The organism is Streptomyces sp. CA-251387 (assembly GCF_050936625.1).
GTDB lineage: Bacteria > Actinomycetota > Actinomycetes > Streptomycetales > Streptomycetaceae > Streptomyces.
This window is the reverse complement of sequence record NZ_JBNJMJ010000001.1, coordinates 4184065-4203081: the sequence shown is the minus strand read 5'-3', so window position 1 is coordinate 4203081 and position 19017 is coordinate 4184065. Positions and strand designations below refer to the sequence as shown.

Below are 19017 nucleotides of genomic sequence, written 5' to 3'. Positions count from 1 at the left end.
TGTCGGGAGTGTTGTCGTATCGGGGTACTGTTCGGCGGCGGCTGCGACCAGCCCCCACACGCCCGCAGCCGCCCGCGATGGAGAACTGCCCCTACATACGGCTCAAGCTCGCCGCCGCGAACAGCACATCCCTGATCGCCTCCCGGTCGCCCATCTGCCCCGCGGCGGCCTCCTGCGGCGACACATGGCCGGCGGCCAAGCGGCAGAACTCCCCACCGTCCAGGGCGATATGGGCCACCTCGTGCTCCGCGGAGCCGATCGCCGCCGGGGAGTCCAGCGGGATCAGCCACTCTCCACCACCCGAGCCCTCGATCTCCAGGCGCAGGCTGCGGCCGGGCTCGCCGGCCGGGACGAGGTGGCGGTAGGGGCCCGGCGGAGGCGCCGCCAGGCCGTCGCGGCGGCGGGCCGCCAGGACCGTGGGCAGCATGCGGGCGGCCAGGGCGACCATCTGGTGCAGGTCGGCGCCGGACGGCGGCTCGTACGGGTAGTCCACCGCCTCGGCGATGTCCTCCGCGTGCACCCAGCACTCGAAGGCGCGGTCCAGCATGGCGTCGTGCAGCGGCAGTTCGAAGTCGCCGTACGGCACGGACAGTTTGCCGGTGCCGCCGCCCGTGAAGGACACGGTGCGCACCAGGTCGTGGGTCTGCTCACGCCACGGCGCCCGGACGGCGCGTGTCGGCGGGTAGTGCGAGGCCCGCCAGTACGCCTCCGTGCGCGCGGACGGGGTCGGGCGGTCCGCGGTCACGTCGCCCATCGGGTCGTCCAGGCCTAGCGCGATAGCCACCAGCCCGTCGACCGTCAGCAGATGCGCGATGACCCCGGCGACGGTCGTCCGACGGCTCGTCGGCTCGTCCTTCTCGAACCACCGCAGCCGCACGGGCGCGTGCCACTCGGCGTCGCCGAAGTCCTGCAGCAGGGCGTCGAGGCGGGCCGCCTCGGCGTCGTACGGCGTCGCCCACTCGGGCACCGGGATGCGCGGCGGGCGCCGCTCCAGGCAGCCCTCCAGGACGCGGGTGCGCAGGGACGGGTCCAGGTCGAGGGTCTCTGAGGGGTGCAGCAGGCCGACGGCCTCGCGCAGCCGGCGTGCCTCGTCGGCGCAGAGGCCGCAGGTGCCGAGGTGTTCCTCGACGGCCGCCGCCTCCTCCGGCGAGCAGGCGGCCAGCGCCCACGCTCCGAGGAGCGACTTCAGGACCCGGTGTTCGAGGACGAGCGGGGCGCGGCGCGGTGCCGGGTCGGCGAGAACCTCCAGGTCGGGCAGGGGGCGTCCGGTGTCCTCGACGGAGGCGCGGGGGAGCGGTATGCGCGGTGGCTGGTCCGGGTCGGGGTCCGGCTTCGGGGCGGCGGGGTCGTCACCGTCGCCGTGGCCGCTGTTCATGCCGTCGGCTCCGCGGGCGGGGTCCCCGGGGCCGTTCTCCTCCCTGTCCTCCCTGTCCTTCCTGTCCTTCCTGTCCTTCCTGTCCTTCCTGTCCTTCCTGTCCTTCCTGTCCTTGTCTTTGTCGTGGTCCTCGTCGTGGTCCTTGTCCTGGGAGGAGTGGTCGTCCGGCTCCTGGCCCCCGTGTCCCTCCGGCCCCTTGTGCTCGTCGTGCTCGTCGTACACCTCGAACCGTCCCGCCTCGTTCACACCGCACCCCCGTATCCCGGCGGCGCCCCCGGGGCGGCTCCGGCGTCGTGGGCCGTGGAGAGCAGTTGCAGGCCCAGGCGGAGACGGCGGCGGGCCTCGTCCTCGGTGACGCCGAGGTCGGCGGCGGTCTGGCGGTAGTCGCGGCGCTGGAAATAGGCCAGCTCCAGGGCGGCGCGCAGCGGGACGGGCATGGACTGGACGATGTAGTCGGCGCGGGCGGCGACCGAGGCGTACCGCACCTTGCGCTCCAGCTCCTCGGTGGAGCCCTGTCCGGCCTGCACGAGGGCGGCGGTCTCGGTGGCGCGCAGCCGCTGCACGGCGAGGCGGTGGGTCAGCGCGGCGACCCAGGAGCGCAGCGGGCCCTGCCTGGGGTCGTAGGTGTCCGGGTGCTCCCAGACGTGGGCGAAGACATCGCGGGTGATGTGGTCGGCGGCACGCTCGTCGCCCAGCACGGTGTGGGCGAGGCCGTGCACGAGCGAGGCGAACCGGTCGTAGAGCTCGCCGAGGGCGGCCGCCTCCCCTCGCGCGAGCCGCTGCTGCATCTTGCGGTCCCAGCGGGGCGGTGCGTCCTTCGTCGCCATACGGCCCCCCTCACCGGTCCGTCCTGCCCAGCGTGCGTCCTCCGTCTCCCCGAATGTAGTCGGCACGTCTGACAGCGCACGCCCCTTCGTCGCAATGTGCGCCCCTTGAAGACTCATCGCTGGTGACGCACCTCGCACTCGTGATAGGGGGCTTCGGGCCCGACTCCGCGTCCGCCGTGCCCGACCTCGCGTCCGACCTCGCACCCGCTCGGTTACCCGGCCACCGTGCGATCAGACTCGATCGAACAGGATCGAATGCGATTGAAACAAGCCTTTCCTGATCGGTGACCGTTTTCTGGAAGGTGTTTCAGGGAACAGCCGCTGGGCAGCCGCGCTGCAAGGAAGCGTAGGAGTCGCTTCCGTTTCGGCGAGTCCGGCGAGCGAGGGGCGTGGTGGTGACGTTGAAAGTGACCGGCGGTGAGCGGGGCGACTGGGCCGTGCTCCAGGTATCGGGCGAGCTGGACCTGGTGACATCGCCGGCGTTGCGCCAGCACGTCCATGACGCGGTGGCCGAGGGACGGCACAGCCTCGTCCTGGACCTCTCCGAGGTCATGTTCTGCGACTCCAGCGGCGTCGGCGTCCTCATCGCCTCCCGCCGCCTGATCCGCTCCTGCCAGGGCAGCCTGCGGCTGATACTTCCGGCGCAGGGCGCGGCGGAGGGGTCGCACGTCAACCGGGTCCTGGGGGCGCTGGGCGTGCGCCGGCTGTTCGAGGTGTATCCGGACGTCGCGGCGGCGGTCGCGGAGGACGCCGGACCGCTGTCGGCCTGACCGTCCCCCCGTTTTTCTCTGCAAGTGCCACACCGTTGTCCCGAAATTCCCTCGGTCTTGGCACAACCGCCGCTTTCTCGCGCCCGCACGGCCCCCGCCGTCGTACGCTCCGTGCGAGATGCACCCCACGTGACGTAAGGCGGCCCGATAAGACATGGTCAGCAGCGAGTACGAGCGCAGGATCGCCGCCCGGTTCGCCACCTTCGACCAGGACGGCAACGGCTACATCGACCGCGAGGACTTCAATACGGCGGCCAAGGCGCTGCTCACGGAGTTCGGCATCGCCGCCCGGTCCGACAAGGGCCAGGCGCTGTACGTCGGCGCCGAGGCGTTCTGGCAGGGCATGGCCGGGATCGCGGACCGTGACGGCGACCAGCGGATCACCCGCGAGGAGTTCGTGAACGGCGCGGTCAAGCGGCTGCGCGACAACCCGGACCGGTTCGCCGAGATCGCCCGCCCCTTCCTGCACGCCGCCCTCGACCTGGCCGACGGAGACGGCGACGGAGCCGCCACCGTCGCCGACACCGCGCGCGTGCTCGTCTGCCTCGGTGTTCAGGAGGACGTCGCCCGGGCAGCCGCCGCGACCCTCGATCCGGACGGCGACGGCAAGGTGGCGGAGGGCGAGATCGTCACCGCGTTCGCCCGCTACTTCACCGTCCCCGAGTGACACCTACGCCGTTGCCGAGAAGCGCTCCCTGAGCTTGTACTTGAGGACCTTACGGAGGGTCTCGTTGCGCGGAAGGGCGTCGACCACCTCCAGCTGCTCCGGCAGCTTGTGCGTCGCCAGCCCTTCGCCGCGCAGATACGACGTCACGGCCTGAAGGGTCAGCTTCTCGGCGCCGTCCGGCTGTTCCACGACCGCGCAGACCCGTTCCCCGCGGTCCGCGTCCGGCAGCCCGATCACCGCCACGTCGCCGACCGCCGGATGCCGGTGCAGCAGGTCCTCGATCTCCTTCGCCGAGACGTTCTCGCCCTTGCGGATGATCACGTCCTTGAGGCGGCCGGTCAGCACCAGATGCCCGCTGTCCGTCAGATACCCGAGGTCACCGGTCCGCAGGAACCCCTCCTCGTCGAAGGCCGCCGCCGTCTGCGCCGGATCCAGATAGCCCTGGCACACCGCCTCCCCGCGCAGCCGTACCTCCCCCTCCACGATCCGGATCTCCATCTGCTCCGGCGGCCGCCCCTCCGTCGTCGCCAGGTTGTCCGCCGTGTCGTCCGGCGCCCCCATGGTGATCATCGGCACCTCGGTCATGCCGTACCCGTGCGTGAGCTGCACCCCCATCTCGCGGACCACGGTGTGATACAGCTCCGGCGGCTTGGGCGCCCCGCCGCCCGCCAGCAGCCGCAGCGAGGGGACGGCCTTCGCGCCGCCGGGCTGCCTGCGCTGCTCGTTCAGGAACATCGAGTAGAAGGCCGTCGACCCGCCGGCGATCGTCACGCCGTGCCGGCGATACGCCTCCAGCGCCTGAGGCAGCGCGAACTGCTCGAACATCACCGCGGGGAAGCCGTACAGCAGCAGCATCACCATGTAGTCCGGGCCGCCTATGTGGGCGTAAGGGAAGGCGATCGACCCGATGTCGTCGGCCCTCGGGTGCAGCGCGTGCGCCAGGCAGGACCCGCCCGCGATCAGCGAGCGGTCGGTGTGCAGGACGCCCTTGGGGTCGGACGTCGTCCCCGAGGTCCAGTAGATCCAGCGCACCGAGGTGCCCTCGGCGGGCGGCGGGGGCAGCACGGACGGATCGCCGTCGGGCAGGGTGTCGTACGCCTCGAAGATCCCCTTCGCGCCCAGGCGCCGCGCCATCTCCGCATGGTCGAAGCCCCGCCACTCGCCCGGCACCGCGAAGAACTCCGCCTTCGACTCCCGCAGCGCGAAGCCCACTTCGCGGTCCCGGTAGAACGGGATGACCGGCGACTGTACGGCGCCGAGGCGGGCGAGCGCGAAGGACAGCAGGGCCGTCTCGATGCGGGTGGGCAGCTGCCAGGCGACGACCGTGCCGGGACGTACGCCCACGTCGTACAGGCCGGCCGCCACGCGCTCGGCACGCGCGCGTAGCTCGCCGAAGGACAGGGAGCGGTCGTCCTGGAGGAGGACGGGACGGTCGGGGGTCAGCTCGGCACGGCGTGCGACCAGTTCCCAGAGTGTGCGCGAGGAACTCAGGGCGTGTGCGGTGTCGTTCACGACAACCCCCTCTTGCTGACGGTATGTCAGATCGTGCGGAGAGCGTAGGGCCCGGCGCCTTGTCGGTCCAGGGGTGCGGGGCTAGCCTGCAGGTGAATCTGACGGACCGTCAGGAGGGTGGTGGATGGACCTCACCTACACGCCGGAAGAGGAGGAGTTCCGGGCGCGCTTGCGGGAGTGGCTGGGCAAGGCCCTTCCGGCGCTCCCGCCGAAGCCGTCCCCCGACGACTGGCCGCGGCGCCGCGCCTACGACCTCGGCTGGCAGCGCAGGCTGTATGACGCGGGATACGGCGAGGTCCACTGGGGCTCCTCCCCGACCGTCCGCCTCATCTTCCTGGAGGAGACCGAGAAAGCCGGCGCGCCCTATGTCGGCGCGGGCTTCGTCGGGCTGCTGCACGCCGGGCCGACCATCGCCGCCGAGGGAACCCCCGAGCAGCGGGCGCGCTGGCTGCCGCCGATCCTGCGCGGGGAGGAGGTCTGGTGCCAGGGCTTCAGCGAACCGGACGCCGGATCCGACCTCGCGGCGCTGCGCACGCGCGCGTGGAGGGACGGCGACGTCTATGTGGTGAGCGGGTCCAAGATCTGGACCTCCCATGCGGAAGTGGCCGACTGGTGCGAGCTGTTGGTGCGCACCGGCCCCGAGGCGCCCAAGCATCGCGGCATCAGCTGGCTGGCCATGCCCATGGACGCGGCGGGCATCACCGTACGGCCGCTGAAGACTCTCGCAGGGTCGGCCGAGTTCGCCGAGGTGTTCCTGGACGAGGTGCGGGTGCCGGTCGCCAACCGGGTCGGGGACGAGAACGACGGCTGGCGCGTGACGATGGTGACCTTGTCCTTCGAGCGCGGCACGGCCTTCGTGGGCGAGGTCGTCGCCTGCCGGCGAGTACTGCGCGAACTCGCCGCCGAGGCCCGTAAGAACGGCCGCTGGGACGACCCGGCGCTACGGCGGAGGCTGGGCCGGCTGAACGCCGAGTTCCGGGCGCTGTGGCGGCTGACGCAGTGGAACGTGAGCGAGGCCGAGCTGACGGGTGGGGTGCCGGGGGTCGGGGGTTCGGTTTTCAAACTGAGGTACTCGCACGCCCGCCAGGAGCTCTACGACGCCGCGGCCGACGTCCTGGGGCCGGAGTCGCTGGACCTGGACCGGCCGTGGACACTCGACCGGCTGTCCTCGCTGTCGTACACCATCGCCGCCGGCACCTCGCAGATCCAGCGGAACATCGTGGCCGAGCGGCTCCTCGGGCTGCCGAAGGGGCGGTGACGGATGCGGTTCCAACTGACCGAGGACCAGCGGGCGTTGCGGCGCGGTGTGCGGGAGCTGCTGGCGCGGCGCTTCGGCGGGGAGGCGCTGCGGGCCGCCGTCGACCGGCCCGGCCGGCTGGACCGGGCGCTGTGGCGGGAGCTCGGGGCGGCCGGGTTCTTCGCGCTACGGCTCCCGGAGGCGCGGGGCGGGGTCGGACTCGGGCTGCCCGAGGCGGCGTTGGCCTTCGAGGAGGCGGGGCGGGCGCTGTTGCCCGGGCCCTTGGTGGCCACGCATCTCGCGGCGGGGACGGTGCCGGGAGCGGCCACCGGGGAGGCGGTCGTCGCCGCCGTCGGCAACGGGCTGGTGGAGTGGCTCACGGAGGCGGACGCCGTACAGGGAGACGCGGCGGGGGCCGTGCCGCTGCGGTCGGTCGACCCGCTGACACCCCTGCACCGGGTTCCCGTGGCCTGCGACGTGGACCCCGTCGCCGTACTCCTCACCGCGGCCGAACAACTGGGCAGCGCCACACGCGCGTGCGAGCTCGCCGTGCAACACGCCCGGGCCCGTGAGCAGTTCGGGCAGCCGATAGGCGCCTTCCAGGCGGTGAAGCATCTGTGCGCGGAGATGCTGGTACGGACGGAGACGGCCCGGGCGGCCGTCTACGCGGCGGCCGTCACCGCCGACCCGGCCGACATCGACACCGCCCGGCTGCTCGCCGACCAGGCGGCCGTGCACGGCGCCCGGGACTGCCTCCAGGTGCACGGCGGCATGGGATTCACCTGGGAGTTCGAGGTGCACCTGCATCTGAAGCGCGCATGGGTGCGAACTCATCGTGCGGGACCCATTACGGAAAGTGAAGATCGATTGGCCGCTGAGCTTCTCGCCGAATCGACCTGAAGGCCCCTGGTCTGCGATATCGCAGATCGCGCCCACGCGGATGTCGCGGATTGTGGCATACCGGAATTACGGAGCGTTGATATCGGGTTGTGTCCTAGGCGTGACTCGTCACGGCCTGGAGTCGGCGGTCCGCTCCGGTACCTTGTGTGAGATGCGAGTGGTTCCGAGCACGAGCCATGCCGGAGTTGCCCTTGAGGCGGCTCCGGATCCGGCGGTGCGCGCCGTTTCTCGCAGGGTGAGAGGGCTTTCTGCCCCCGCCTGTTCGACTCTCCACGACAAGCGTCGCACAGTATGCCGCACGGGTACTCCTTCGCGCTGGAATATGCCCGAAGCGCTTGTTGGGGTGACTGTACGTCAACCATGCTGTCAGCTAAGGGATTCACGTTCTGTGACCCTGGCTTTGGCCATTGTTCTGGCCATGAAAAAAATGGCTAGGATCGTGGCCCTCGTGAGGCGCGGGGCTATGTGTCCGCCGGTTCGGATGGTGTGAACGGTGCAGGTGCTTCAAGTGCAGCTGGAGATCCGGCCCGACCCCGCTGAGGTGGGGCGAGCCCGGCGGTGGGCCCGTTCGCGGCTCGCCGGGTCCGGGATAGGGGCCGACGAGCCGCTCGCCGAGACGCTGATCCTGCTCGTCTCCGAACTCGTCACCAATGCCGTGGTGCACACCGGTTGTCCGGCCGTACTGAGGCTGTCCCTGCCGGGTGCGGCCCAGGAGTCCACCACCGTACGGCTCGAGGTGGCCGACCGCAGCGACCGGGCGCCGGTGCCGCGGTGTGCCGACGATGACGCGACGGGCGGCCGGGGCCTCGCGCTCGTCGACGGTCTGGCGGACCGCTGGGGTTGGAGCTCCGAGGGTGCCGGCAAGCGGATCTGGTGCGAACTGGACCGCGCCGCCGCGTCGGAGAGGTCTGCTACCGCCTACGGCAGCGGGGTGTCGGCGTACGAGGGGCTGGCGTACGAAGCGGTGTGAAGCGTCGTGACGGGCGCACGGCCCGGCAACTCCGCCGGATTGGGTGCACGGTTGCAGAAAGCGCTGTCTCCTCTGCTCGGGCAGGCACTGATGCGCCCGGGCATGCTTCTGTGCGCGCCTGCTGCAAATAGGGCTTAAGTAACAAATCCCCGGGTGGGTGTTGACGCGACGTGTCCGGTTGATCACGCTTATGGTCAGCGATTCGCCGCGAGGGGACGACGAGGGTTTCGGTGACGGAAGCCCTTGTCGAGTGTGGGTCGTGATTCGGCGTCGGTTCTCTCAGGGCAGGGGGAGACGAGGGGCCGGGGCGGGTACGCCGGAGTCGGATGGCGGCGCGGTGCCGTGCTCGGGGCGGATGGGGGCACCTCCCGCTCGGGCGTAGCCGAGAGCGGGGAAGCCGCGCCGCCAGCCGACCTCGTCACAGCACGGCCACGGGTGCGACAGGAGTCCCCGTGCCGCCGACGAAGGGCTCGGGCATCGCCGACAGCAGGAATGCGTAGCGGCCCTCTTCTCCACAGGCTGTGGACAACTCTTCGAGATTCCAGTTCTGGCCCTGGAGCATGCCCATCTCCACCAGGTCGAGCGCGTGCACGGGCAGCCACAAATCCTCAGTCTCGGGAGGAAATATCTCAAACGTGAGGGTGTCGTTCGCCACGGCCGCCACGTCGCGCGCGTGGAACCACTCCGGCGTACGGATCGACAGGCCGGGCGAGGGGTAGCCGTAGGCGTGCTTGTCGCCGGCGAGACAGACCTGGATCTGCCCGGTCCGTACGAGCACGATGTCCCCGGCACGCACGCGCGTGCCCGCGAGTTCCTCCGCCGCCTCCAGGTCCTCCGGGGTGACCGCGTGCCCGCCGTCGAGTCGCGTGACGCCACGCGCACGTGCCACGTCGAGCAGCACGCCTCGCGAGACGATGTGCCGTGCCTTGTCGATGCCGCTGAACTCGGCGCCACCGTGCGGGGTGATGGTGTCGGCGGGGCGGCCGTTGTAGAGCCGGCCCGAGTGCGAGACGTGGGTGAGCGCGTCCCAGTGGGTGGCCGCCTGCAGGCCCATGGTCACGATGTCGTCGCTGCAGGCGACGGTTCCCGGGCCGAAGAGCTCCTGGTTGATCTGCACCATGGCGTGCAGCGGGTTGACGCGTCCGGGGATCATCCCGGTCTGGACGCCGTCCTGTTGCAGGGGGAGGGCGAGGGGGACGCGGCGGCCGGTGCGGACGCAGGCGGCCGCCTCGCGGACCACCTCGTCGGTGATCAGATTGAGGGTGCCGATCTCGTCGTCGTCCCCCCAGCGTCCCCAGTTGTTCACGCGCTTGGCGATCTCATGGAACGCGTCCGGCAGTGACATGAGTCCTCCCCGGGGCTTGCGAGCTCCTGTAAGGGGCTTGTCTTCGTGCATCTGACGGGTCGTAGAATCAAGTCGAATCTAACGGACCGTCAGAAACCGCGGGAAGGGGCCGGGGCGTGGGGAACTTCTTGGCAGGCAAGGTCGTCGCCGTGACGGGTGCCGGGCGGGGGATCGGGCGGGCGGTGGCGCTGGCCGCCGCGGCCGCGGGGGCGCGGGTGGTCGTCAACGACTACGGGGTGTCCGTGGACGGCGTCTCGCCCACGAGCGAGGTCGCCGAGAGCGTGGTCAAGGAGATCGAGGCGGCGGGCGGGGAAGCGGTCGCCGTCGCCGACGACGTGTCCACGATGGCGGGTGGGCAGCGGGTGGTGGACGCGGCGGTGTCGGCCTACGGGCGGATCGACGGGGTCGTGTGCGTCGCCGGGATTCTGCGGGAGCGGATGCTGTTCAACATGACCGAGGAGGAATGGGACCCGGTCCTCGCCACGCATCTGAAGGGGACGTTCACGGTGTTCCGGGCCGCCTCCGCGGTGATGCGGAAGCAGGGGGCGGGGACCTTGATCGGGTTCACCAGCGGGAATCATCAAGGGTCGATTTCGCAGGCCAATTACAGCGCGGCGAAGGGCGGGGTGATCTCGCTCGTCCGGAGCGCCGCGTTGGGGCTGCACAAGTACGGGGTGACCGCCAATGCGGTGGCGCCCGTTGCTCGTACGCGTATGTCGGCGAACGTTCCGATGGAATTGGCGGAGATCGGGGAACCGGAGGACGTTGCCGCGCTCGTGGTGTACCTGCTGTCCGACGCGGCGAAAGAGCAGGGCGTTACCGGGCAGGTGTACACGGTCGCCGGGGCGAAGATCGCGGTGTGGGCTCAGCCGCGGGAGCTGCGGGCGGCGTATGCCGAGGGTTCTTGGACGCCGGAGCGGATTGCGGCGGTTTTGCCGGGGTCGGTGGGGGTGGATCCGATGCCGATGCTGGAGCGGGTGGAGGCGATGCGGAGGGCTGCGGCCGAGGGTTCACGGCCCAACGCCTAAGAGCTCGGGGGAGTCGGTGGTACGGCGGCTGCGGGTTGTTTGTGGCTGGTCGCGCAGCTCCCCGCGCCCCTGAGGTTGGAGACCTGACCGTCGCTGAGGAGGTTGCCGTGGACTTTGGATTCACCGCTGAAGATGAGGCGTTTCGGGCCGAGGTCAGGGCGTGGCTCTCCGAGCACGCCGAGAGTGGTCAGGATCGCCGTGTGTGGGAACGCACCCTGGGGAAGGCCGGCTGGATCGGGCTCGGCTGGCCCGAAGGCGGGTACGGCAATCGCACGGTCGGCCTCACCCAGCAGGTCGTCTGGGCCGAGGAGTACGCCCGGTCCGGAGCGCCGCCGCGCTCCGGGCACATCGGGGAGAACCTGCTGGCCCCCACCCTCCTCGTCCACGGGACCGAGGAGCAGAAGACCCGATTCCTTCCGCCGATCGCCGTCGGGGAAGAGCTCTGGTGCCAGGGATACAGCGAACCCGGCGCGGGTTCCGATCTCGCAGGGGTCCGTACGAAAGCCGAGCGCGCCTCGGACGGGACGTACCGCGTCACCGGACAGAAGATTTGGACCTCTCTCGCGCATGAGGCCGACTGGTGCTTTGTGCTGGCCCGTACCGAGCCGGAGTCCCGTCGGCATCACGGACTGAGCTTTCTGCTGGTTCCCATGGATCAGCCGGGGCGTGTCGACGTACGGCCGATTCGTCAGATGACCGGCACGAGCGACTTCAACGAGGTCTTCTTCGACGGTGCGCACGCGCGCGTGGAGCACGTCGTCGGGGGTGAGGGCGCGGGATGGAAGGTGGCGATGAGTCTGCTCGGGTTCGAGCGCGGGGTCTCCACGCTTGCCCAGCAGATCGGCTTCGCGACGGAGCTGGGGAGGGTCGTGCAGGCTGCCGTACGGTCCGGTGCCGTGGGCGATCCCGTCGTGCGGGAGCGGCTCGTGCGGCAGTGGGCCGAGCTGCGGGTGATGCGGTGGAACGCCCTGCGGACGCTGGGGAGCTCGGGGAACGCGGGGGCACCCAGTGTGGCCAAGCTGCTGTGGGGTGGCTGGCATCAGCGGCTCGGGGAGCTGGCGATGCAAGTGCGCGGGGCGGAGGCGGGGGTCGGGCCGGTGGCGTGGTCGCCTGCGGCGCCGTACGAACTCGACGAGGCGCAGCAGCTGTTCCTGTTCTCCCGGGCCGACACCATCTACGGCGGGTCGGACCAGGTTCAGCGCACGATCATCGCCGAGCGGGTGCTCGGGCTGCCGAGGGAACCCAAGGGGGTTGTGTGATGCGCGGCGTGGTGTTCGACGGGAAGCGGGTCGAGGTCGCGTACGACCTGGAGGTACGGGACCCGGGTCCGGGTGAGGTGCTGGTCGCGATCTCGGCGGCGGGGTTGTGCCACAGCGACCTGTCCGTGGTGGACGGGACCATACCTTTTCCGGTTCCTGTGGTGTTGGGGCATGAGGGAGCGGGGGTGGTCGAGGCGGTCGGTGTCGGTGTCACCCACGTCGTCCCGGGTGACCATGTGGCCCTGTCCACGCTCGCCAACTGCGGTACCTGCGCCGAGTGCGACCGGGGGCGGCCGACCATGTGCCGGCAGGCCATCGGGCGGCCGGGGCAGCCGTTCGAGCGCGGGGGGCGGCCCGTCTTCCAGTTCGCGTCCAACTCCGCGTTCGCGGAGCGGACGGTGGTGAAGGCCGTACAGGTGGTGCGGATCCCGAAGGACATTCCCCTGCCGTCGGCCGCGCTCATCGGGTGCGGGGTGCTGACCGGGGTGGGCGCCGTGCTCAACCGGGCGAAGGTGGATCGCGGGGACAGCGTGCTCGTGATCGGGACCGGGGGGATCGGGCTCAACGTCCTGCAGGGTGCGCGGATCGCGGGTGCGCTGCGGATCGTCGCCGTCGACGCCAATCCGGCGAAGGAGGCGGTGGCGCGGCAGTTCGGGGCGACCGACTTCCTGACCTCGGTGGAGGGGGTGCGGGAGCTGCTGCCTACGGGGGCGGACCACGCCTTCGAGTGCGTGGGGCGCGTCGAGCTGATCCGGGCGGCCGTCGATCTGCTCGACCGGCACGGACAGGCGATTCTGCTGGGGGTTCCTCCGGCCGGCGCCGAGGCGTCCTTCGTCGTGTCCTCCATGTACCTGGACAAGTCGATCCTGGGGTGCCGGTACGGGTCGTCGAGGCCGCAGCGGGACATCGCGCTGTACGCCGCGCTGTATCGGGAGGGGCGGCTGCTGCTCGACGAGTTGGTGACCCAGACGTATCCGGTCGAGGAGTTCGAGCGGGCGGCGGCGGATGCGGAGGCGGGGAAGGTGGCTCGCGGGGTGCTGACCTTCTGAGGCTCAAAGGGCAGCCCTCGGCGACGTTTTCCACAGGCCCGGAAATCGGCTGCCGGGTTGTCGGTGGCGGCGCCTACCGTCATCGGGGTTCTGCTTCGTGGATCCCCCTGGCTTCAGCCGGGGGAGGAAACGAAGCTCCTGTGGAGCAGGGCAAGGGAAGCCGGTTCGCCGCCAGGGCGGACCGGCGTGCACCAGCAATCGGCCAACATCCTCGGCTTACAAGGGAACTAATAGAATGTGAGGCATGACGCAGCAGGTCAAGCGGGCGTTCAAGTACCGCTTTTACCCAACGGGCGAGCAGGCAGCCGAGCTGTCGCGCACGTTCGGCTGTGTCCGCCTCGTGTACAACAAGGCGCTGGAGGAGCGCACGCAGGCGTGGTACGGCGAGCAGCGTCGCATCTCCTACGTCCAGTCGTCCGCCACGCTGACCGAATGGAAGAAAACCGAGGAACTCGCCTTCCTCAACGCCGTGTCCTCCGTCCCGCTCCAGCAGGCCCTGCGGCACCTCCAGACAGCGTTCGGGAACTTCTTCGCCAAGCGCGCCAAGTACCCACGCTTCAAGAGCCGGAAGAAGTCCCGGCAGTCGGCCGAATACACCCGTTCCGGCTTCACGTGGCGCGACGGTCGTCTGACGCTGGCTAAGATGGCCGATCCGTTGGACATCCGCTGGTCGCGGGCACTTCCGAAGGGGGCGGTACCGACCACGGTGACCGTCTCCCGCGACGCCGCAGGGCGCTGGTTCGTGTCCCTGCTGTGCGAGGACACCGTCGCCCCGGCTGCGGCCACCACGAACGCGGTCGGCCTGGACGCAGGGATCACCTCCCTCGTGACCCTGTCCACCGGGGAGAAGGTCACCAACCCCAGGCACGAGCGCCGGGACCGTGCCCGGCTGGCGAAGGCTCAGCGGGAGCTGTCCCGCAAGGCCAAAGGCTCGGCGAACCGGGAGAAGGCCCGCCGCAAGGTCGCCCGCGTGCATGCGCGGATCGCCGACCGGCGCCGCGACTTCCTGCACAAGCTGTCGACTCGTCTCGTCCGTGAGAACCAAACGGTCGTGATCGAGGATCTCACCGTCCGCAACCTGCTCAAGAACGGCAGGCTCGCACGCGCCGTTTCCGATGCGTCGTGGACGGAACTGCGCTCCATGCTGGAGTACAAGTGCGCCTGGTACGGGCGCGAATTCGTCGTGATCGACCGGTGGTTCCCCAGCAGCAGGCTGTGCGGAACCTGCGGCACGGTCGCGGCGAAGATGCCGCTGAACGTCCGCGAGTGGACGTGCGCCTGCGGCACTGTGCATGACCACGACGTGAACGCGGCACGCAACATTCTGGCCGCCGGGCTGGCGGCAGCAGCCTGTGGAGACGGTGTAAGACCTCAACGGGAGTCCTCCCGGAGGGGGCGGTCGTCGGTGAAGCAGGAAGCCCAGCGGGCGACCGCTGGAATCCCCCGCCTTTAGGCGGAGGAAGAAGTCAACACCCGTAACCTGTCCCTGCGCGAGGCCGTGCCACCGGGAGCCCTGTCCGCCGGGTACTCGGTGATGTACGCGGCCGCGGGCGCCGGCTACGCGGCGACGGGGTCCCTCGCCGGCGGCCTGCTCCAGGTGGTGGCGCCCTCCACGGCGATGGTGGCCGGGGTGCTGCTGACCCTGCTGCTGACGGCGCTCGGCTGGTGAGGAGAGTCCCGCCGGGAGGGCTCACGTGCCGCCGTGGGCCTGGACGTCGTCGCGGCTCCCGGCGCGGAAGGTGCGCCGATAGCTGGTGGGTGTGACGCCGAGGGCCGCCTGTAGGTGCTGCCGCATCGACTGGGCCGTGCCGAAGCCGGCGTCCCGGGCGACCTGGTCGACGGACAGGTCGGTCGACTCCAGTAGGTGCCGGGCGTGTTCCACCCGCTGCTGGGTGAGCCACTGGCCGGGGCTGACGCCGACCTCCTCGCGGAAGCGGCGCGTGAAGGTCCGTACGGACATGGCCACTTGGTCCGCCATGTCGCGCAGCTGGATCGGCTCGTGGAGGCGGCCCAGGGCCCAGGCGCGGGCCGTGGTCGTGGACGCCTGCTGCAGGTCGGGGACCGGACGGTGGATGTATTGGGCCTGGCCGCCGTCCCGGTGCGGCGGTACGACCGTGCGGCGGGCCACGTCGTTGGCGATCGCCGTGCCGTGGTCGCGGCGGACCATGTGGAGGCACAGGTCGAGCCCGGCCGCCACGCCGGCCGAGGTCAGCACGTCGCCGTCGTCGATGAACAGGACGTCCGGGTCGACCTCGATCTTCGGGAAGAGCTCCTGGAAGCGCTCGGCGTCCGCCCAGTGCGTGGTGGCCGGGCGGCCGTCGAGCCAGCCGGCGGCGGCGAGGACGTAGACGCCGGTGCAGATGGAGGCGAGCCGGGTGCCGGGGCGGATGTGGGCCAGGGCGGCGGCCAGTTGGTCGGTCAGCACGCCCTCCTCGAAGACCGGGCCGAGCTCGTACGACGCCGGGACGATGACGGTGTCGGCGGTGGCCAGGGTTTCCGGGCCGTGGCCGACGTGGATGGAGAAGTCGGCGTCGGTCTCGACCGGGCCCGGCGGCCGGATCGAGCAGGTGACGACCTCGTACAGGTGCCGACCCCGCGCGTCCTTGGGGCGGCCGAAGATGCGGTGCGGGATGCCCAGTTCGAAGGGGAGGATGCCGTCGAGGGCGAGGACGACGACGCGATGCGCACGGAAGGATTCCTGCTGGGCGCCCGCCGCGCAGCCGAACGTATCCATGTCCCGGTCCGTATCCACGTCCCGGTCCGTATCCCTGTCCCCGTCCGTATCCGTGTCCCCGCCTGTATGCATGTCCCGATCCGTACGCATGGCCCGATCCTAGCGAATGCTGTCCTTCGGGCCACTCGTTTCGGGTGATCGCAGGCCCGAAGCTCTATGTCGTGACCCAGACAACCGAGGCAGCAGCCACCTCAGAGGACAACCGGCCGACCGAGAAGCACCGCCCGCGGCGGAGCCGCACACTGTCACTGCACCGGGCGTGGTTCGTCGCCGCCGTCGCCTTCGTGACGATCACCGGCGCCGCCGCCTTCCGCTCCCTGCCGGGTCTGCTCATCGACCCGCTGCACGAGGAGTTCGGCTGGTCGCGCGGCACGATCGGGGCCGCCGTCTCCATCAACCTGGCTCTGTACGGCCTCACCGCCCCCTTCGCCGCCGCCCTGATGGACCGCTTCGGCATCCGGCGCGTGGTAGCGGCCGCGCTGACCTTGATCTCGGTCGGCTCGGGCCTGACGGTGTGGATGACGGCGGCCTGGCAGCTGCTGCTGTGCTGGGGCCTGCTGGTGGGCCTCGGCACCGGTTCGATGGCGCTGGCCTTCGCCGCGACCGTCACCAACCGCTGGTTCACCGAGCGGAGCGGCCTGGTCACCGGCATCCTCACCGCCGCCTCGGCCTCCGGCCAGCTGATCTTCCTGCCCGTGATGTCGTTGATGATCACCAGGCTGGACGACTGGCGCCCGGCGGCCGTCACGGTCTCCCTCGCGGCCCTCGCGGTGGTCCCCCTGGTCTGGCTGCTGCTGCGCGACCACCCGGCCGACGTGGGCGTGAAGCCGTACGGCGCCCAGGAGTTCGTGCCCAAGCCGGCCCCGGTGCCGGGCGCCGCGCGCAGGGCGGTGAAGGTCCTCTTCTCCGCGGCCCGCACCGGCCCCTTCTGGCTGCTGGCCGGCACCTTCGCGATCTGCGGCGCCTCCACCAACGGCCTCGTCCAGACCCACTTCGTGCCCGCCGCCCACGACCACGGCATGCCCGTCACGGCCGCCGCCTCGCTGCTCGCTGTCATCGGTGTGTTCGACGTCGTCGGCACGGTGGCCTCCGGCTGGCTCACCGACCGCTTCGAGCCGCGCCGGCTGCTCGCGGTCTACTACGCCCTGCGCGGCATCTCGCTGCTGTTCCTGCCGATGCTGCTCGCCCCGAGCGTCCACCCGCCGATGATCTTCTTCATCGTCTTCTACGGCCTCGACTGGGTCGCCACCGTCCCGCCCACCGTCGCCCTGTGCCGGGAGCAGTACGGCGACGACAGCGCGATCGTCTTCGGCTGGGTCCTCGCCTCCCACCAGGTAGGCGCCGCCCTGGTGGCCGTCCTCGGCGGCGTCGCACGGGACGTCTTCGGTACGTACGACATGGTCTGGTACGCGTCCGGGGCACTGTGTGCGGCGGCGGCACTGATGTCGCTGGTGATCCGGCGGCGTACGGCTCCGGTGGCGATGGCGGCCTGAGCGCTCCGCCGGAAGCACGGAGAGGTGGCCGAACAGTGCCGGGAAGCCGGAATCCGGAAGCCGGTCGCCCCTCCTGACGTCTGTGCTGCCGCCCGGGCCTCGGTAGAGTCGGTCTAGAGGAACCGCCCCTTGTGGAACAGCAGCGGCGCCTCGTCCCCGTCGCCCGCCCCCAGGGCTTCCACCCGGCCCACCACGATCAGATGGTCGCCCCCTGGGTGCACCGCGTGGATCGTGCAGTCGATCCACGCGAGCGTGCCCGCGAGGCGTGGGGAGCCGGACACGGGCGCCGCGTCGTAGGCGACACCCGCGAACTTGTCCGCGCCGCTCACCGCGAAGGCGCGGCACAGCTCGCCCTGGCCGGCGCTCAGGACGTTCACGCAGAAGACGCCCGCGCGGGCGATGCGCGGCCAAGTCGTCGACGTACGGCCGACCATGAAGGCGACCAGGGGCGGGTCGAGGGAGAGGGAGGAGAAGGACTGGCAGGCGAAACCGGCGGGGGCCGCGGCTTGCGGGTCGTCGGTGGGGCTGGGGGCTTGAGGGGCACCGGCGGTGGCCGGTGCCGTGACAACGGCCACGCCCGTCGCGAAGTTCCCCAGGACGCGCCGGAACTCCGCCTGCCCGACCGGCGCCCGCTCGTCCTCGCCGACGCACCGCAACTCCGGGCGTGGCAGCACTTCGACGGGCTCCCGTTCGGGGGCTGCCCTGACCGACCTGAGGTAGCGGACGGCGGCGGCCGCCATCCCTGCGTGTCCCATCACGCCACCCATTGAAGCTGACGGGGCGTCAGATCGGAAGGGGTGTGCCGGGCGGTGCTCGGCCTCGCACACCTGCGCAGGCGTACCCGGGTCACGAGGCGACCGCGGGGATTCCCGGGTGGGTGGCTGCCTTCCGCGTTCGCCTCCGTCGGGCTGTTCCCGCTGGTCCTCGTGGGCGGGGTGCCGGCATCGGTCACCTGGACCTTCCGCGGGCAGGAGGCGGGCACTCGGCCTCACCGCCCCTTGTACTCGGCGCTCCTGCGCTCCACGAAGCTCGTCACTCCCTCCCGGGCGTCCTCCGTCGTCATGTTGATCTCCTGCGCGGCCGCCTCCGCCGCGAAGGCGGTGGTGCGGTCGGTGTCGAGGGAGGCGTTGACGAGCTGTTTGGTGAGGGCGAGGGTCCGGGTCGGGCCGGTGGCGAGGCGTTCGGCCCACTCGCGGGCCGTCTTGTCCAACTCGGCGTCGGCCACGACCCGGTTGACCAGACCGAGGCGTTCGGCGTCCGGCGCGGTGAGCGCGTCGCCGAAGAACATCAGCTCCTTCGCCCGCTGGGGGCCGATCAGGCGGGGGAGGAGATAGGCGCCGCCGCCGTCGGGGACGAGGCCCCGGCGGACGAACACCTCGATGAACTTCGCGGACTCAGCGGCCAGGACGAGGTCGCAGGCGAACGCCAGATGCGCGCCGAGGCCGGCCGCCGTGCCGTTTACCGCCGCGATCACCGGCTTCTCGCAGTCGAGGACGGCCGCGACGAGGCGCTGGGCGCCGAGGCGGATCGTGCGGGCGACATCGCCGGGGATGCGCTCACCGGCCGCCGACCCGCCCCGTAGATCCGCCCCGGCACAGAAACCGCGGCCCGTCCCGGTCAGGACGACGGCCCGCACACCGGGGTCCGCGGAGGCGTCGGCGAGCAGCTGGATGATCCGTTCTCGCTGGTCAGGGGTGATGGCGTTGAGCGCCTCGGGACGGTTGAGGGTGATGCGGCAGACCTGATTGTCAGTGGCCTGCTGTACCAATGAATCGACGGAATTTCCGGGCACACGGGGGGAACCGGGCATGTTCATCTCATCGTTCGTCACATCGTTCGTCTCATCGCCGG

General features: G+C 70.9%; 18 protein-coding genes. 11 read left to right on the top strand and 7 right to left on the bottom strand.

Annotated features, from left to right (window positions below; genetic code table 11):
* Window positions 1–91: 91 nt before the first annotated feature.
* Together ACQEV2_RS18585 and ACQEV2_RS18580 are read right to left on the bottom strand one after the other, a co-directional pair.
* On the bottom strand, window positions 92–1621 hold the full coding sequence (locus ACQEV2_RS18585; RefSeq protein ID WP_433042315.1) for a maleylpyruvate isomerase N-terminal domain-containing protein: 1530 nt from the start codon (window positions 1619–1621) through the stop codon (window positions 92–94).
* Window positions 1618–2202: a sigma-70 family RNA polymerase sigma factor gene (locus ACQEV2_RS18580; protein WP_433042312.1), complete on the bottom strand. Its 585-nt coding sequence runs from the start codon at window positions 2200–2202 to the stop codon at window positions 1618–1620. The genes ACQEV2_RS18585 and ACQEV2_RS18580 overlap by 4 nt, the downstream gene beginning before the upstream one ends.
* A gap of 389 nt (window positions 2203–2591) precedes the next feature.
* Here ACQEV2_RS18580 and ACQEV2_RS18575 point away from each other — a divergent pair, with 389 nt between their 5' ends.
* Together ACQEV2_RS18575 and ACQEV2_RS18570 are read left to right on the top strand one after the other, a co-directional pair.
* Window positions 2592–2972 carry an STAS domain-containing protein gene (locus tag ACQEV2_RS18575; RefSeq protein ID WP_433042309.1) on the top strand — a complete coding sequence of 127 codons (381 nt, stop codon included), beginning with the start codon at window positions 2592–2594 and terminating at the stop codon, window positions 2970–2972.
* Window positions 2973–3126: 154 nt separating this feature from the next.
* Complete coding sequence (locus ACQEV2_RS18570; RefSeq protein WP_433042306.1) at window positions 3127–3639, top strand: EF-hand domain-containing protein; 513 nt, start codon at window positions 3127–3129, stop codon at window positions 3637–3639.
* A 3-nt stretch (window positions 3640–3642) separates the two neighbouring features.
* Here the strand turns inward: ACQEV2_RS18570 and ACQEV2_RS18565 are convergent, their stop codons facing one another.
* Window positions 3643–5151 (bottom strand): class I adenylate-forming enzyme family protein, encoded by a 1509-nt coding sequence (locus tag ACQEV2_RS18565; protein ID WP_433042303.1) that lies wholly within the window; start codon window positions 5149–5151, stop codon window positions 3643–3645.
* Window positions 5152–5275: 124 nt separating this feature from the next.
* On the opposite strand from ACQEV2_RS18565, the gene ACQEV2_RS18560 reads away from it, so the two are divergent.
* The 3 genes from ACQEV2_RS18560 to ACQEV2_RS18550 all read left to right on the top strand — a co-directional run bounded on the left by ACQEV2_RS18560 (window position 5276) and on the right by ACQEV2_RS18550 (window position 8258).
* Window positions 5276–6409, top strand: a complete 1134-nt coding sequence (locus ACQEV2_RS18560) for an acyl-CoA dehydrogenase family protein (protein ID WP_433042300.1) — start codon at window positions 5276–5278, stop codon at window positions 6407–6409.
* 3 nt (window positions 6410–6412) lie between these two features.
* On the top strand, window positions 6413–7288 hold the full coding sequence (locus tag ACQEV2_RS18555; RefSeq protein ID WP_433042297.1) for an acyl-CoA dehydrogenase family protein: 876 nt from the start codon (window positions 6413–6415) through the stop codon (window positions 7286–7288).
* Between the two features lie 493 nt (window positions 7289–7781).
* The gene (locus tag ACQEV2_RS18550; protein WP_433042294.1) at window positions 7782–8258 is read left to right on the top strand and encodes an ATP-binding protein; all 477 of its coding nucleotides are present in this window, start codon (window positions 7782–7784) and stop codon (window positions 8256–8258) included.
* A gap of 418 nt (window positions 8259–8676) precedes the next feature.
* On the opposite strand, the gene ACQEV2_RS18545 is transcribed toward ACQEV2_RS18550, so the two are convergent.
* Window positions 8677–9603 carry a cyclase family protein gene (locus tag ACQEV2_RS18545; protein ID WP_433042291.1) on the bottom strand — a complete coding sequence of 309 codons (927 nt, stop codon included), beginning with the start codon at window positions 9601–9603 and terminating at the stop codon, window positions 8677–8679.
* A 116-nt stretch (window positions 9604–9719) separates the two neighbouring features.
* On the opposite strand from ACQEV2_RS18545, the gene ACQEV2_RS18540 reads away from it, so the two are divergent.
* The 5 genes from ACQEV2_RS18540 (at window position 9720) to ACQEV2_RS18520 (ending at window position 14608) form a co-directional block, all read left to right on the top strand.
* Window positions 9720–10631: an SDR family NAD(P)-dependent oxidoreductase gene (locus ACQEV2_RS18540; RefSeq protein ID WP_433042288.1), complete on the top strand. Its 912-nt coding sequence runs from the start codon at window positions 9720–9722 to the stop codon at window positions 10629–10631.
* 107 nt (window positions 10632–10738) lie between these two features.
* Window positions 10739–11890, top strand: coding sequence for an acyl-CoA dehydrogenase family protein (locus ACQEV2_RS18535; protein WP_433042285.1), 1152 nt, complete (start codon window positions 10739–10741; stop codon window positions 11888–11890).
* Window positions 11890–12939: an alcohol dehydrogenase catalytic domain-containing protein gene (locus ACQEV2_RS18530; protein WP_433042282.1), complete on the top strand. Its 1050-nt coding sequence runs from the start codon at window positions 11890–11892 to the stop codon at window positions 12937–12939. Before ACQEV2_RS18535 ends, ACQEV2_RS18530 begins: the two co-directional genes overlap by 1 nt.
* A 244-nt stretch (window positions 12940–13183) precedes the next feature.
* The gene (locus ACQEV2_RS18525; protein ID WP_433042279.1) at window positions 13184–14392 is read left to right on the top strand and encodes an RNA-guided endonuclease InsQ/TnpB family protein; all 1209 of its coding nucleotides are present in this window, start codon (window positions 13184–13186) and stop codon (window positions 14390–14392) included.
* 45 nt (window positions 14393–14437) lie between these two features.
* Complete coding sequence (locus ACQEV2_RS18520) at window positions 14438–14608, top strand: hypothetical protein (protein WP_433042276.1); 171 nt, start codon at window positions 14438–14440, stop codon at window positions 14606–14608.
* 21 nt (window positions 14609–14629) lie between these two features.
* Here ACQEV2_RS18520 and ACQEV2_RS18515 read toward each other — a convergent pair whose 3' ends face one another.
* Window positions 14630–15673, bottom strand: a complete 1044-nt coding sequence (locus ACQEV2_RS18515; RefSeq protein ID WP_433042273.1) for a GlxA family transcriptional regulator — start codon at window positions 15671–15673, stop codon at window positions 14630–14632.
* 161 nt (window positions 15674–15834) lie between these two features.
* Here ACQEV2_RS18515 and ACQEV2_RS18510 point away from each other — a divergent pair, with 161 nt between their 5' ends.
* Entirely contained in the window at window positions 15835–17166 is a 1332-nt protein-coding gene (locus tag ACQEV2_RS18510) for an MFS transporter (protein WP_433042270.1), read from the top strand.
* 113 nt (window positions 17167–17279) lie between these two features.
* Here ACQEV2_RS18510 and ACQEV2_RS18505 read toward each other — a convergent pair whose 3' ends face one another.
* Both ACQEV2_RS18505 and ACQEV2_RS18500 read right to left on the bottom strand, forming a co-directional pair.
* On the bottom strand, window positions 17280–17921 hold the full coding sequence (locus ACQEV2_RS18505; protein ID WP_433054566.1) for a flavin reductase family protein: 642 nt from the start codon (window positions 17919–17921) through the stop codon (window positions 17280–17282).
* A 233-nt stretch (window positions 17922–18154) separates the two neighbouring features.
* Window positions 18155–18976, bottom strand: a complete 822-nt coding sequence (locus ACQEV2_RS18500) for an enoyl-CoA hydratase/isomerase family protein (protein WP_433042267.1) — start codon at window positions 18974–18976, stop codon at window positions 18155–18157.
* Window positions 18977–19017 lie beyond the last annotated feature (41 nt).

Excerpts from the sequence above, each read along its gene's own strand:
- ACQEV2_RS18580 (WP_433042312.1), bottom strand. The coding sequence starts at position 2,202 with ATGGCGACGAAGGACGCACCGCCCCGCTGGGACCGCAAGATGCAGCAG.
- ACQEV2_RS18515 (WP_433042273.1), bottom strand. The coding sequence starts at position 15,673 with ATGGATACGTTCGGCTGCGCGGCGGGCGCCCAGCAGGAATCCTTCCGT.
- ACQEV2_RS18560 (WP_433042300.1), top strand. The coding sequence starts at position 5,276 with ATGGACCTCACCTACACGCCGGAAGAGGAGGAGTTCCGGGCGCGCTTG.
- ACQEV2_RS18555 (WP_433042297.1), top strand. The coding sequence starts at position 6,413 with ATGCGGTTCCAACTGACCGAGGACCAGCGGGCGTTGCGGCGCGGTGTG.
- ACQEV2_RS18525 (WP_433042279.1), top strand. The coding sequence starts at position 13,184 with ATGACGCAGCAGGTCAAGCGGGCGTTCAAGTACCGCTTTTACCCAACG.
- ACQEV2_RS18545 (WP_433042291.1), bottom strand. The coding sequence starts at position 9,603 with ATGTCACTGCCGGACGCGTTCCATGAGATCGCCAAGCGCGTGAACAAC.
- ACQEV2_RS18500 (WP_433042267.1), bottom strand. The coding sequence starts at position 18,976 with ATGCCCGGTTCCCCCCGTGTGCCCGGAAATTCCGTCGATTCATTGGTA.
- ACQEV2_RS18530 (WP_433042282.1), top strand. The coding sequence starts at position 11,890 with ATGCGCGGCGTGGTGTTCGACGGGAAGCGGGTCGAGGTCGCGTACGAC.
- ACQEV2_RS18570 (WP_433042306.1), top strand. The coding sequence starts at position 3,127 with ATGGTCAGCAGCGAGTACGAGCGCAGGATCGCCGCCCGGTTCGCCACC.
- ACQEV2_RS18505 (WP_433054566.1), bottom strand. The coding sequence starts at position 17,921 with ATGGGACACGCAGGGATGGCGGCCGCCGCCGTCCGCTACCTCAGGTCG.